The sequence below is a fragment of the Mycobacterium sp. NGS67 genome, assembly GCF_059812185.1.
In genome coordinates, this window is record NZ_JCALCF010000001.1 from 160,602 (window position 1) to 174,932 (window position 14,331).

Genomic DNA, 14,331 nt, shown 5'->3' on the forward strand with positions numbered 1-14,331 from the left:
CGATCTGTAATACCGTCGCGGCATGACCCAGTACGACTCGCCATACGGGTCGGAGGCCGTGGATCGGCTGCCGTTCTCGACACCGGAGAAATCGCAGCGGTATCAAACCGAGCGATACGGCGGGGCGACCGGTCTCAACTGGTATCTGACCGACCCCACGCTGCAGTTCATCACGGCCTACTACCTCACCCCCGACGAGCTCGCCGTCGTCGAGCCCCACCTGGTAGACATCGGCGCCCTGATGGGTGGGCCGGTGACGCGCTGGGCCGACGAGACCGACCGCAACCCGCCGCGCTTGGAACGCTACGACCGGTGGGGTCACGACATCAGCCGGGTCGTGATGCCCGAATCGTTCATCCAGTCCAAACGTGTTGTCCTGGAAGGCCAGCAGGCGTTGCGCCAGGCCGCCCGCGGCGCCGGATTCAGTTCGTCGCTGCCGATGTTCACGGCGAACTACCTGCTCGACCAGGCCGACATCGGCATGGGTTGCGCGCTGGGCACCGGCGGCGGGATGGTGCAGTCGTTGGTGGCGGCCTACGCCCCGCCCGACGTGCGCGACCACGTGCTGGCCAAGTTCGACTCCGGGGAGTGGGCCGGGGAGACCGCGCAGCTGCTCACCGAGCGCACCGGCGGTTCGGATCTGGGCGCGCTGGAGACCACGGCGCGACGCTCCGGTGACGCGTGGCTGCTCAACGGCTTCAAATGGTTCGCGTCGAACTGCGCCGGCGAGGCGTTCGTGGTGCTCGCCAAGCCCGAAGATGCGCCCGACTCCAGCCGCGGGGTGGCCAACTTCCTGGTGCTGCGCACCCGCCGCGACGGTTCCCGTAACGGGGTCCGGGTACGGCGACTCAAGGACAAGCTCGGCACCCGTTCGGTGGCCTCGGGCGAGGTGGAGTTCGTCGACGCCGAGGCTTTCCTGCTCTCGGGTGAGCCGTCGGGTGAAGCCGGGCCGTCCGACGGCAAGGGCCTGGGCCGGATGATGGAGCTGACCAACGCGGCGCGGCTGGGCATTGCGTTGTTCGCACTCGGTAACGCGCGCCGCGCGCTGGTCGAATCGCTGTGTTATGCGCGGCAGCGGCGGGCGTTCGGCGCGGCGCTGATCGACAAGCCGTTGATGCGGCGCAAATTGGCCGAGATGATCGTCGACGTGGAAGCCGCGCAGGCGCTGGTGTTCGACGGCCTGGGCGCAGCCAACCACCGTCAGCCGCGCCGCATCCGGCAGCGCATCGCGGTGCCGGTCACCAAACTCAAGGTGTGCCGGCTGGGCATCACCGCCGCCTCCGACGCGATCGAGATCCACGGCGGCAACGGCTACATCGAAACCTGGCCGGTGGCAAGGCTTTTACGCGACGCGCAGGTGAACACCATCTGGGAGGGCCCGGACAACATCCTGTGCCTGGACGTGCGGCGCGGCATCGTGCAGACCCGCGCGCACGAGTCGCTGCTGACCAGGATGCGCGATGCGGTGTCGGTGTCCGACGACGACCCGACGACCGCGCTGGTGGCCGACCGGATCGACGACCTCGACGCGGCGATCACCGCGTGGGAGAAGCTGGACGGCGACCTGGCCGAAGCGCGCCTGTTCCCGCTGGCCCAGTTCATCGGCGACGTGTACGCCGGTGCGTTGCTCACCGAGCAGGCGGCGTGGGAGCGGGAGGCGCGTGGCGGCGGCCGCAAGGCGCTGGTAGCGCGGTTGTATGTGCGGCGCTACCTCGCCGATCGCGGGCCGCTGCGCGGGATCGACGCCGATTCCGACGAGGCGCTGGACCGCTTCGACGAACTCGCCGACGGGACGTTGCGACTCCCCCGCGAGCAGACGTAAAAGCCCCCAAATTCGGCACGAATTAGGGGCTTTTACGTCTGCTCGCGCAACCTTGGGCTAGACCGGGATCAGGCCGTGCTTGCGGGCCAGCCGGGCCCAGTTCTGCTTGTCCCGCAACAGGTGCATCGACCTGCGCAGCAGCAACCGGGTCTCGTGCGGGTCGACCACCGCGTCGATGAACCCGCGTTCGGCGGCGATCCACGGGATCGCCATGTTGAGGTTGTAGCCCTCGATGAAGTCCTTCTTGATCTGCTGGGCCTCGGGCGTGGTCGGGTCCGGGAAGCGCTTCATCAGCAGCTGCGCGGCCCCTTCGGCGCCGATCACGGCGATCCGCGCGGTGGGCCAGGCGAAGTTGAAGTCCGCGGTCAGCTGCCGCGAACCCATTACCGCATACGCGCCGCCGTAGGACTTGCGGATGGTGATCGTCACCTTCGGCACGTCCGCCTCCACGACGGAGTACAGGAACCGGCCGCCGCGCTTGATGATGCCGCGCTTCTCCTCCTCGGCGCCCGGCAGGAACCCGGGGGTGTCCACCACGAACACCAGCGGCAGCTGGAAGGAATCGCAGAACCTGATGAACCGCGCCGCCTTGTCCGAGGCTTCGTTGTCGATGGCCCCGGACAGGTACATGGGCTGGTTGGCGATGACGCCGACCGGGCGCCCGTCGATGCGGGCGAACCCGGTGATGATGGCCGGTCCGTGCTGCGCGGCGACGTCCAGGAAGTCGCCGTCGTCGAAGATGCGCAGCAGGATCTCGTGCATGTCGTAGGCCGCGTTGTCGGAGTCCGGGACGATCGAGTCCAGCTCGAGGTCCGTCGGGGTGACCTCCGGTTCCAGTCCGGGATTGATGACCGGCGGCTTGCCGAAGCAGTTCGACGGCAGGAACGACAGGAACTCCCGCACGTACTGGAAGGCCTCGGCCTCGGAGTTGACGACCTGGTGGATGTTGCCGTAGCGGGCCTGTGCGTCGGACCCGCCGAGTTCGTCGAGGGTGACGTCCTCGCCGGTGACCTCGCGGATCACGTCGGGACCGGTGACGAAGAAGTAGCCCTGGTCGCGCACCGAGACCAGCAGGTCGTCCTGGATCGGCGAATAGACCGCACCGCCGGCGCACTTGCCGAAGATCAGCGAGATCTGCGGCACCACCCCGGACAGCGCCTCGTGACGCTGGCCCAGTTCGGCGTACCAGGCCAGCGAGGTCACCGCGTCCTGGATGCGGGCGCCGCCGGAGTCCTGGATACCGACGATCGGGCAGCCGACCATCGCGCACCACTCCATCAGCCGGGCGACCTTGCGGCCGAACATCTCCCCGACGGTGCCCTGGAACACCGTCTGGTCGTGGGAGAACACCCCGACCGGGCGGCCGTCGATCAGCGCGTGCCCGGTGACGACGCCGTCGCCGTACAGGGCGTTGGGATCACCCGGCGTCTTGCACAGCGCCCCGATCTCGAAGAAGGTGCCGGGGTCGACCAGCGCGTGCACGCGGGCGCGGGCACTCGGGATGCCCTTCTTGTCCCGCTTGGCCGCGGCCTTCTCCCCACCGGGCTCTTTGGCCTGTTCCAGACGTTCCCGCAGCTCGGCGAGCTTCTCGGCGGTGGTGTGAAGTACCGGTGTCTGCTCTGTTCCCGTCACTGCGTGCCTGCCTCGGTCGTCGGAGCTCTAGATCTCTTTCAGGGCGCGGCTCATGTGCTCGCCGACCTTGGCGATGATCGGCTCGTCGATGGCCTGGATGTGCTCGCCACCGATCTGCACGACTTCGAGGTCGGACACATACTCGCCCCAGCCGCCGTCCGGCTGGCGGACGGCATACCGCGGCTCGAACATGATCGCGTCGTCATGGTATCGATCGGCCATGTAGAGCGTGACGTGGCCGTCGAACGGCTGGATCTCGGCGGTGTCGATCGCCCGGTTGTCCAGGTAGGACGTGCGCTGGTGCTCGATGATCCCGGCCGGGATCTGCACGCCGCTCTGGCTGATCGCGTCGAGCACGAACCGCACCTGGCCCTCGTCGTCGAGCTGCTCGAGGTGCTCGTACGGGATCGCCGGGACGGTGACGTTGAACGTCTTCTCGGCGAACTTGGCGTACCGGTCCCAGCGCTTGCGGATCTCCTCCTTGGTCTGCGGGATCTCCTCGCCGGCGCGTACCGCGTCGATCAGACCCACGAACCGGACATCCTTGCCCTGCTGCTTCAGCCCGATCGCACACGCGTAGGCCAGCACCCCGCCCAGCGACCAGCCGACCAGGATGTAGGGCCCGTCGCCCTGCATCTCGATCAGCTTCGGGACGTACTGCGCGGCCCGCTCCTCGATCGACCCCTCGACCCGTTCGAAGCCGTACATCGGTGTGTCCGCCGGCAGCCGGTTCAGCAGCGGCTCGTAGACCACCGTGGATCCGCCGGCCGGGTGGAACACGAACACCGGCGCGGCGTTGCTGCCCTCGGGACGAGGCCGCAGGGTGCGCACGAAGCCGTCGATCACGCCGGCCTCCAGGTACTCGCGCACCTTGTCGGCCAGCGCCTCGATGTTCTCCGAGCTCAGCACGTCCTCGACGGTGATCGGCCCTTCGGCGCGCTCGGACAGCCGCTGGGCCAGCTTGGCGGCCTTGTCCTCGTCTAGCTTGGGCAGCGGGTTGAAGATGCCGCCCGCGGACTTGCCGGTGACGATCGCCCAGGTGGCGAAGACGACGCGCTCGGCCGCGTCGCGCGGCGGCACGTCGGAGTTCAGCGCCTTGGCCACAGCCTCCTGGCTGAGCGCGTCGGCCGCCGCCGCGAGGTTGGTCCCCGCGGGTCCCGAGGGGTCGGTCGGGGGCGGCGGAATGGTCACGTCCGACGGCGGGGGCTGGGTCTCGGGCTCGGCCTGCGGGTCGGGCGCCGGCGCCGCCGCCGTGGCGGGCGTTGCGCCGCTGAGCAACTCGGCCTGCGCGCGGGCGATCTCCTCGGAGGTCTGCGTTTTCTGCTGCTCGTGCAGCGCCTCGACCTCGTCGCGGTGCTCGACGGCGTACTCGATCAGCTTCTCGACGTTGTACAGGTTGGCGTCGCGCACCGCGGTCAACTGGATCGGCGGCAGGTCGAAGTCGTACTCGACGCGGTTCTTGATCCGCACCGCCATCAGCGAGTCCAGGCCGAGTTCGATCAGCGGCACCTCCCACGGCAGGTCCTCGGGCTCGTAGCCCATGGCCGCGCCGACGATGGTGCCCAACCGCTCGGCGATGGTCTCCCCGGACTCCGGGGACCATCGGCCGACGTCCGACCGCAGGTAGCGGTTGGTCAGGCTGTCGGAGAGGGTCTCGGCGTCGTCTTCTTCGACGGGCGCCGCCTCGACCGCGACGGGACTCGCGATCGAAGTGCCGGCGCCGACGGCGGCGGGCAGCACGGATTCGGCGCCGCCGCGGGTCAGCAGCGCGTCGTAGACCAGCGTGAAGGACTCGTCGATGCGGGCGTGCACCTGCACCGAGGCGCCGTTGGGGTGCCTGGTCAGCGTAGTCACCAGCCGGGCGCCCTCACCGGGCACCGCGCGTTGCTCCGCGGCGGTCAGCTGCGCGTCCGGCAGCACCGCGCCCGCCGCGGCTTTGACCAGCGCGGCCAGGTCTGTCTTGTCCCGGGGCGCGTACTCCCACACGTGCCGCCCGTCCGGCAGCGCGACGTGGTTGCCCGGCATCAGCACCGAGCTGTCGCCGGCGAAGTGCGCGTCGAGCCAGTGCTCTTTGCGCTTGAACCGGGTCGGCGGGATGTTCGCGTAATCTTCGGGGCCGCCCGCCCGGGTGAACAGAGTCCGCACGTCCAGGTCGTGGCCGTGTACGAAGAGCTGCGCCATGGTCGAGATGATCGACTCGACCTCGTCCTGCTTGCGGGCCAGCGTCGGGATCAGCTGCGCGTCGTGCAGACCCGCGTCCGCGGTGGTCAGCCCGACCTGCATCAGAGCCACCGGGTTGGGGGCGAGCTCCAGGAACGTGGTGTGCCCGCTGTCCACGGCGTTGCGGATGCCGTGGGTGAAGTAGACGCTGTGCCGCAGGCCCTTCTTCCAGTAGTCCACGTCGTGGATCGGCTCGCTGCCCGGCTTGATGTAGCGGCCCTCGTGCACGGTCGAGTAGATCCCGGCCGTCGGGCTCGTCGCGTTGATGCCCTGCAGTTCGGCGGCCAGCTCGCCCAGCAGCGGGTCCATCTGCTGGGTGTGGCTGGCGCCCTTGGTCTGGAACTTGCGGGCGAACTTGCCCTCCGATTCGGCGCGCGCGATGATCGCGTCGACCTGCTCGGGCGGGCCGCCGATCACGGTCTGGGTCGGCGCGGCGTAGACGCACACCTCCAGGTCCGGGAAGTCGGAGAACACCGTCTTGATCTCGTCGGCGGAGTACTCGACCAGCGCCATCAGCCGGATGTACTCGCCGAACAGCATCGCCTCGCCCTCGCCCATCAGGTGCGAGCGCGAGCAGATGGTGCGGGTGGCGTCGCGCAGCGACAGACCGCCGGCGAAGTACGCCGACGCCGCCTCGCCCAGCGACTGCCCGACCACCGCCGCCGGCTTGGCGCCGTGGTGCTTGAGCAACTCGCCCAGCGCGATCTGGATCGCGAAGATGGTGACCTGAGTGGTCTCGATGCCGTAGTCCTGGGAGTCATCCAGGATCAGCTCCAGCACCGAGTAGCCCAGCTCGTCCTGGACCAGCGCGTCGACCTTCTCGATCCACTGCGCGAAGACCTCGTTGCGCAGATACAGGCTCTTGCCCATCTTGCGGTGCTGCGCACCGAAGCCGGCCAGCACCCAGACCGGGCCGTTGGTGACCGGGCCGTCGACGCTGAACACGTTGGGTCGTTGCTTGCCCTCGGCGATCGCGCGCAGCCCCTTGACGGCTTCTTCGTGGTCGTGGGCCAGCACCACAGCGCGGGACCGGCCGTGGTTGCGCCGGGACAGCGAACGCCCGATCGACTCCAGCGACGACGCCTGACCTTCGGGGCTTTCCATCCAGTCGGCGAGTTCGGCTGCGGCCACCTTCTTGCGGGAGGTCAGGAACGCCGACACCACCAGCGGGATCGCCGGCGGTGGAAGTTCTTGTGTCGCAAGCTCTTCCAGAGCGGCGGCCTTGAGCGCCAACGCCTCTTCGGTGACGCCGGGCAGCTCCGGTTCGTCGTCCTCGGCCGCCGCCGGCCCGTCACTGATGATCTCGCCGTATTCGTCGAACCGCAGCGAATGACCCTGCCCGTCGGCCAGGTCGCCGCCGGCCGAGACCACCGCGGCCTGCGGCGCGGTCTCCGGTTCGGGCTCCCGCTCGATCACGTCGCGGGGCAGGACTTCGCGCACCACCAGGTGCGCGTTGGCGCCGCCGAAGCCGAAGCTGGACACCCCGGCCAGCGCGAAGCCGCTGTAGCGCGGCCAGTCGGTCGGCTCGGTGACCACTTTCAGCCGCATCGCGTCGAAGTCGATGTAGGGGCTGGGACCGGCGAAGTTGATCGACGGCGGTAGCTTGTCGTGCTGCAACGCCAGCACCACCTTGGCCATGCTGGCCGCGCCGGCGGCCGACTCCAGGTGTCCCACATTGGTTTTCACCGCGCCCAGCAGGGCCGGCCGGTCCGCCGGGCGTCCCTTGCCGACGACGCGGCCCAGCGCCTCGGCCTCGATCGGGTCGCCCAGGATGGTGCCGGTGCCGTGCGCCTCGATGTAGTCGACGGTGCGCGGGTCGATGCCGGCGTCCTTGTAGGCCCGGCGCAGCACCTCGGCCTGCGCGTCCTGGTTCGGGGCGATCAGACCGTTGGACCGGCCGTCATGGTTGACCGCGCTGCCGGCGATGACCGCCAGGATCTGGTCGCCGTCGCGGCGGGCGTCGTCGACCCGCTTGAGCACCAACATGCCGGCGCCCTCCGAGCGGGTGTAGCCGTCGGCGTCCGACGAGAAGGACTTGATCCGGCCGTCCGGCGACAGCACCGCGCCGATCTCGTCGAATCCCAGCGTCACCATCGGGGTGATCAGCGCGTTCACCCCGCCGGCGACGACGACGTCCGCTTCGCCGTTGCGCAGCGCCTGCACGCCCTGGTGGATCGCCACCAGCGAACTGGAGCACGCGGTGTCCAGCGTGACCGACGGACCGCGGAAGTCGTAGAAGTAGGACACCCGGTTGGCGATGATCGAGCTGGCGGTGCCGGTGATCGCATACGGGTGGGCGACGGTCGGGTCGGACACGGCCAGGAAGCTGTAGTCGTTGGTGGAGGCGCCGACGTACACGCCGACCGCCTCGCCGCGCAGGCTGGACGCCGGGATGCGGGCGTGCTCGAGCGCCTCCCAGGTCAACTCCAGCGCCATCCGCTGCTGCGGGTCGATGTTGTCGGCCTCGGTCTTGGCCACCGCGAAGAATTCGGAGTCGAAGCCCTTGATGTCTTTGAGGTAGCCGCCGCGGGTGCGGGCCTTGGCGACCCGCTCGGCCAGCCGCGGCTCGGCCAGGAACTCCGTCCAGCGGTCCTCCGGGAGGTCCGTGATGGCGTCGCGGCCTTCCAGCAGCGCCTGCCAGGTCTCGTCCGGGGAGTTCATCTCGCCGGGCAATCGGGTGGACAGGCCCACGATCGCGATGTCGACCCGCTCGGCGGGTCCGTTGCGGGTCCAGTCGGAGTTGTCGGCGCCGTCGTCTTCCCGCTCCGGCTCGCCCTCGATGATGCGGGTGGCCAGCGACTCGATCGTCGGGTGCTGGAACGCCACCGCCACCGACAACGTGACACCGGTGAGGTCCTCGATGTCGGCGGCCATGGCCACCGCGTCCCGCGAGGCCAGCCCCAACTCGACCATCGGCACCGACTCGTCGATGTCGTCGGGTGACTTGCCGACGGCATTGCCCACCCATTCGCGTAGCCAGCGGCGCATCTCGGGGACGGTCAGGTCGGTCTTGCCCCCGGTCGACGGAGACTCGGTGATGTCAGACATTGCTTACCTTGTTCGGTTCGTTTCAGTCGTTGGTGGCGAAGGCCGTCGGAGACCCGACGCCGCTGCGCAGGCTGCCGTCCAGGTAGGCCGTCCGGCACGCGCGGCGCCCGATCTTGCCACTCGAAGTACGCGGAATCGTCCCCGCCGACACCAGCAACAGGTCGCGCACGGTCACGCCGTGCCGCACGGCGATGGCCGCCCGGATGTCGTCGGCGATCGGTTGGTACTCGAGCTTGTGCGTACCGGCTGCGCGCTCGGCGACGATCACCAGTTGCTCGGAGGTGTCGTCGGGGTCGGCGCTCAGACCGGTGTGCGGGTCGTCGAAAACCTGCTGCGGCAACTGGTTGGCCGGGACGGAGAAGGCCGCCACATATCCGGTCCGTAACGCCTTGCTGGCTTCCTGCGCCGAGTACTCGAGGTCCTGCGGGTAGTGGTTGCGGCCGTCGATGATGACCAGGTCCTTGATCCGGCCCGCGATATAGAGATGCCCGTCGTGGTAGGTGCCGTAGTCGCCGGTGCGTACCCAGAGCCCGTCGTCCGCGGCACCCTCGGCGTGCGACTGGGGCACGCGGGACTTCAAGATGTTCTTGAAGGTCTCCGTGGTCTCGGCTTCCTTGTTCCAGTAGCCGACGCCCAGGTTCTGACCGTGCAACCAGATCTCGCCGACCTGCCCGTCGGGCAGCTCGCTGGCCGTGTCCACGTCGACGATGACCGCCCACTCGTCGACGCCGATCTTGCCCGCCGAGACCTGGGCGACGGCGTTCGGCGCGTCCGGGGCCACCTCCACGAAGCGCTGGTTGTTCAGTTCCTCACGGTCGACGTGGATGATCCTCGGCGGCTCGTCGTGGGGGGTGGTAGAGACGAACAGGGTCGCCTCGGCCAGCCCGTAGGAGGGTTTGACCGCCGTCTCCGGGAAACCGTAGGGACGGAACGCGTCGTAGAACTTGCGCATCGACGCCGGTGAAACCGGTTCGCTGCCGTTCAGAATTGCCTTGACGTTGCTCAGATCCAGCGGCGGCTCGCCCTCCTTGGGCACTCCCCGCACCGCGGCATGCTCGAACGCGAAGTTCGGTGCGGCCGAGAACACCCCGCCGGTCTCGCCGGGTTTGCGGGCCAGCTCACGGATCCAGCGCCCGGGACGGCGCACGAACGCGGCCGGCGTCATGAACGTGAAGCTCTGGCCCAGCACCGGCGCGCACAGTGCGGTGATCAGGCCCATGTCGTGGAAGAACGGCAGCCAGCTCAGGCCGCGGTCGCCTTCCTCGCCCTGCAGCGCAACCAGCGTCTGCAGCACGTTGGTGGGCAGGTTCAGGTGGGTGATCTGCACACCGGTCGGGGTGCGGGTGGAGCCGGAGGTGTACTGCAGATAGGCGATGGTGTCCTCGTTGGCATCGGTTTCCTGCCAGGTCGCGCCGACTTCGGTCGGCACCGCATCCACGGCGATGACACGTGGCCGTTCCTTGGCCGCGCGGGCGCGGATGAACTTGCGCACCCCCTCGGCCGATTCGGTGGTGGTCAGGATCGTCGACGGAGTGCAGTCGTCGAGCACGGCGTGCAACCGGCCGACGTGACCGGGCTCGGCCGGGTCGAACAGCGGCACCGCGATCCGCCCGGAGTACAGCGCACCGAAGAACGAAACGAGGTAGTCCAAGTTCTGCGGGCACAGGATGGCGATGCGGTCACCGGGTTGGGTGACCTGTTGCAGCCGGGCACCGACGGCGCGGTTGCGGGCGCTGAACTCCGACCAGAGGATGTCGCGTTCGACACCGTCGCGTTCGGTGGAGTAGTCCAGGAACCGGTACGCGAGTTTGTCGCCGCGCACCTTCGCCCACTTCTCGACGTGTTTGACCAGATTGGTGTTAGCCGGGAACCTGATCTTGCCGTTCACGACGAACGGGTTGTGGTAAGCCATTTTCTCAAGCTCTCCTGTCACGAACTCTCTGTGTCACCGGCTTTGCGGCGGGTACTCCAATACGGGCTAGCGGGCGCCGACGTCGAAAATCTGCGCGCGATATGACCGCGACCCGCACCCCGCCGGGGTCTGTCGCTGCCAACCTCGACCCAACCGGGTCAACCACATGCTCTTAGTTTTCTCTTAATGTTAAGGGGCGCGTAGCGGCGCACCAAATCACAAGGTACGCCTGATCCCGCTCGCTACCGCCGCGCTACGGAGTGTGTCTAACTGCCTTGTCGGCACACCGCTCACCCGTGCTTGGGATGCGGCGCCTTGTCCAGTACGCCCTGCGCCCAGTTCAACGTCCACTGGGTGGCCGACTGCCCGTCCGAACTCCAGAAATCGGTCGTCGCGTACAGCGCGTGGATGGGGTGCCCCGCCCCCCCGGCCAGCGTATTCAGCGTGGTCGGAAGGTTGGCCGGGCTGAACGCTTCCTTCGGCGCGGCGCAGATCAGGTCGCCCTCGGCGCAGATCTCGTTGGTGCGACCGTTGAGCGCGCCGAACCCGCCCGGCCGTGGGCCGGTCATCGTCAAGCCCAGAGTGGCCAGCACCGGCACCTCGTGCAGGGTGACCTCAGCACCCACCCCCGGCGGCGTGGGCGGAATGTTGTTACCAACCTCACCTTGTCGGCGACCGTCGGCGATCAACGTCACACCGAGAACCAGATCCTCGTCGACGGGACCCTGACCGTTGCCGATGTTGTTGGCGATGTCACCGGCGATCACCGCGCCCTGCGAGAAGCCGATGATCACGTAGCTGGTCAGCGGGCACCGGTTGTTCATGTCGGTGATCGCCTTGACCGTGGCGCGGGTGCCTTCGGCGCGGCTGTCGTCGTACTTCATCTGGGTGTCGCCGGACAGCGGTCGTTGAAACTCCGCCGTGTACGGAACGGTGTAGGTCTGAACCCGGCTCGCGGGGAACTGCTGGCTGATCGGCCCGGTCACCTTGAGCAGCAACGCCAGCGGGTGCAACGTGGGGTTGAACGGGTCCTCGGTCGGCGAGGACTCCCAGGTGCCCGGCACGGACACCAACTGCACGTCGGGACAGGAGGCGTCCTGGCTAGCCGGACGCGGCTTCTTGTGCTGCGACGAGGTCGTCGGCCCGGTCGGCAGCACGCCCGGGGGCACCGCGCTGGGCGGCACGTCGCGATGGCGCAGCATCATCACCCCGGCGGCGATGACCATGGCCACGACCAGGGCCATGGAGGCGGCCGCCAACCAGGCGAGGCGCTTGTGTCGGCGCTGGCGGGCAGTGTTGGCCATGTTCTCCTGCTAACAGAGTCCGGTACGGGAGGGCGAGTGCTGTCCGGGGCATGCGCACCGTCGCGCCCTACCCGCACCCGCCTTTACACGGTACCGGCCCGCAGGCTCAGTCAGATCGTGGCGACCCGCTGCACCCGGCCACGCCGCTCACACCAGCGTGGCGACCCGCTGCACCCGGCTACTAGCGAATCGCGCCGACGATGTCGCCGGACATCGCGCCCAGCTGCGCCGCCCACGAACCCCAGCCGTTGTCGCCGCCGCCCGGGAAGTCGAAGTGCCCGTTGTGCCCGCCGACTTCGCGGTAGTGCTGGTAGAACGAGCGGCTGTTGCCCATTGCGGTGTCCGGAGTGCCGAGCATCGCAGCGGGGTTGCTGGCACCGCCGCTGGTCGGGCTCCACACCCAGACGCGGGTGTTGTTCGCGGCGAGCAGCGCCTCGTGCACCCACGGGTCATGCCACTTCCAGCGACCCAGCTGTGGGGCTCCCCACATGCCGTTGCCGTCCACGCCGCCGAACTGCTGCAAACCGGCCAGAATTGCGCCGTTGCTGAAGGTTTCCGACGGGTAGAGGAACCCGGACAGCGAGCCGGCGAAACCGAACCTGTCGGGATGGAAGGTCGCCAGCGCCATCGCGCCGTACCCGCCCTGAGAGGCGCCGACTACGCCGTGTCCGCCCGGCGCCAGACCTTTGTTGGCGGCCAGCCAATCCGGCAGCTCACTGGAAAGGAATGTGTCCCACTGCTTGCTGCCGTCCTGCTCCCAGTTGGTGTACATGCTGAAGGCGCCCCCGGCCGGGGCGGCCACCGAGATGCCCTTGCCGGCCAGGGTGTTGAACGCGTTGCCGGCGGTGACCCAGTTGCTGACATCGGGGTTGGCGTCGGCCGCGTCCAGCAGGTACACCGCGTGCGGTCCACCCGCCAGGAAGGCCACCGGGATGTCTCGGCCCATTGCCGCCGACGGCACCATCAGGGTCTCGTACGGGGCTGCCTTCGCTGCACCCGGACACGTCCCCGCCACCACACCGAACGTGATCGACAGCACCGCGACGCCGAGCAGCCGTAGCAGCAACGACAGACCCCTCATGTCCACCTCCACCGTGTCCACCTACCGGAAGGTAGCTAACCACACCGGTATCGACGGGATAAAGGGGCGCTAACAACCAACGGCGGCGACCCATAGGTCGCCGCCGTCAGTTGCGTGTTGCCTGGCGCGGGTTTAGGTGCCCGCGGTCGGAGCCGTGGCCGCGGTGGCCGGGCCGGCGCCGGGGGTCGCACCCAGCGTGGACTGGATGTCACCCTTCATCGCGTTCAGCTGCGCACCCCAGTACGGCCAGTCGTGCGTGCCGTTGGCGTCGAAGTTGAACACCGCGTTGTGGCCACCGGCCGCGTTGTAGGCGTTCTGGAACTTGATGTTGCTGTCCCGAACGAAGCCCTCGAGGAACTTGGCGGGCAGGTTGTCGCCACCCAGCTCGGACGGCTTGCCGTTACCGCAGTAGATCCAGATGCGGGTGTTGTTGGCGACCAGCTGGCCGACCTGCAGCGTCGGGTCGTTGCGGGCCCACGCCGGGTCGCTCGTCGGACCCCACATGTCGTCCTTCTTGTAGCCACCGGCGTCGCCCATGGCCAGACCGATCAGCGACGGGCCCATCCCCTGCGACGGGTCCAGCAGCGCCGACAGCGAGCCGGCGTAGATGAACTGGCTGGGGTGGTAAGCGGCCAGGATCAGCGCGGACGAGCCGGCCATCGACAGACCCACCGCGGCGCTACCGGTCGGCTTGACCGACTTGTTGGCGGCCAGGTACGCGGGCAGCTCGTTGGTCAGGAAGGTCTCCCACTTGTAGGTGGTGCAGCCCGCCTTACCGCAGGCCGGCTTGTACCAGTCGCTGTAAAAGCTGGACTGCCCGCCGACCGGCATGACCACAGCCAGACCCGACTGCAGGTACCACTCGAATGCCGGGGTGTTGATGTCCCAGCCGTTGAAGTCCTCCTGAGCGCGCATGCCGTCGAGCAGGTACAGGGCCGGCGCGTTGGCGCCACCGCTCTGGAACTGGACCTTGATCTCGCGGCCCATTGCCGCCGAAGGCACCTGCAGGTACTCCACCGGGAGGCCCGGACGCGAGAACGCACTCGCGGTCGCCGAGCCGCCGACGAAACCGACCAGGCTCGCGAGCAGGGCCGCACCCACGGCTCCCACAGCGAGTCGGCGCGGCATACCCGTCACGGCGCCACGAAACCTGTCAACAAGCTTCATTCCTTGCTTCCTCATCCTCATCCTTGTGCGCGTCCTTAATGCATCGTCTTGCTTGGGGGCGCGTCCCGAATTGGGTCAGACTGCACGCACGCGGCGCTGCAGTGCTTCTGTAGTCAACCACATCTTCCGGCACCGGCTCTCCTCC

Annotated in this window: 7 protein-coding genes; 1 reads left to right on the forward strand and 6 read right to left on the reverse strand. The window is 68.5% G+C overall.

From position 1 onward, the window contains the following. Positions 1–22 precede the first annotated feature (22 nt). Positions 23–1,822 (forward strand): acyl-CoA dehydrogenase family protein, encoded by a 1,800-nt coding sequence (locus tag AC5Y4D_RS00840; protein WP_499943111.1) that lies wholly within the window; start codon positions 23–25, stop codon positions 1,820–1,822. A gap of 57 nt (positions 1,823–1,879) precedes the next feature. Here AC5Y4D_RS00840 and AC5Y4D_RS00845 read toward each other — a convergent pair whose 3' ends face one another. The 6 genes from AC5Y4D_RS00845 to AC5Y4D_RS00870 form a co-directional block, all read right to left on the reverse strand. Then, positions 1,880–3,454 (reverse strand): acyl-CoA carboxylase subunit beta, encoded by a 1,575-nt coding sequence (locus AC5Y4D_RS00845; RefSeq protein WP_499943110.1) that lies wholly within the window; start codon positions 3,452–3,454, stop codon positions 1,880–1,882. Positions 3,455–3,481: 27 nt separating this feature from the next. Further along, positions 3,482–8,722 carry a polyketide synthase Pks13 gene (gene pks13, locus AC5Y4D_RS00850; RefSeq protein ID WP_499943109.1) on the reverse strand — a complete coding sequence of 1,747 codons (5,241 nt, stop codon included), beginning with the start codon at positions 8,720–8,722 and terminating at the stop codon, positions 3,482–3,484. A 22-nt stretch (positions 8,723–8,744) separates the two neighbouring features. After that, positions 8,745–10,634 carry a long-chain-fatty-acid--AMP ligase FadD32 gene (gene fadD32 / locus AC5Y4D_RS00855; protein WP_499943108.1) on the reverse strand — a complete coding sequence of 630 codons (1,890 nt, stop codon included), beginning with the start codon at positions 10,632–10,634 and terminating at the stop codon, positions 8,745–8,747. A 290-nt stretch (positions 10,635–10,924) separates the two neighbouring features. After that, complete coding sequence (culp6, locus tag AC5Y4D_RS00860; RefSeq protein WP_499943107.1) at positions 10,925–11,938, reverse strand: carboxylesterase Culp6; 1,014 nt, start codon at positions 11,936–11,938, stop codon at positions 10,925–10,927. A 181-nt stretch (positions 11,939–12,119) separates the two neighbouring features. After that, complete coding sequence (locus AC5Y4D_RS00865) at positions 12,120–13,019, reverse strand: esterase family protein (protein WP_499943173.1); 900 nt, start codon at positions 13,017–13,019, stop codon at positions 12,120–12,122. Between the two features lie 132 nt (positions 13,020–13,151). Then, positions 13,152–14,186: an esterase family protein gene (locus AC5Y4D_RS00870; RefSeq protein WP_499943106.1), complete on the reverse strand. Its 1,035-nt coding sequence runs from the start codon at positions 14,184–14,186 to the stop codon at positions 13,152–13,154. Between the last annotated feature and the right edge of the window lie 145 nt (positions 14,187–14,331).

Coding starts and splice junctions, on each gene's coding strand:
- AC5Y4D_RS00865 (WP_499943173.1), bottom strand. CDS start 13,019: ATGAGGGGTCTGTCGTTGCTGCTACGGCTGCTCGGCGTCGCGGTGCTG.
- AC5Y4D_RS00840 (WP_499943111.1), top strand. CDS start 23: ATGACCCAGTACGACTCGCCATACGGGTCGGAGGCCGTGGATCGGCTG.
- fadD32 (WP_499943108.1), bottom strand. CDS start 10,634: ATGGCTTACCACAACCCGTTCGTCGTGAACGGCAAGATCAGGTTCCCG.
- culp6 (WP_499943107.1), bottom strand. CDS start 11,938: ATGGCCAACACTGCCCGCCAGCGCCGACACAAGCGCCTCGCCTGGTTG.
- AC5Y4D_RS00870 (WP_499943106.1), bottom strand. CDS start 14,186: ATGAAGCTTGTTGACAGGTTTCGTGGCGCCGTGACGGGTATGCCGCGC.
- pks13 (WP_499943109.1), bottom strand. CDS start 8,722: ATGTCTGACATCACCGAGTCTCCGTCGACCGGGGGCAAGACCGACCTG.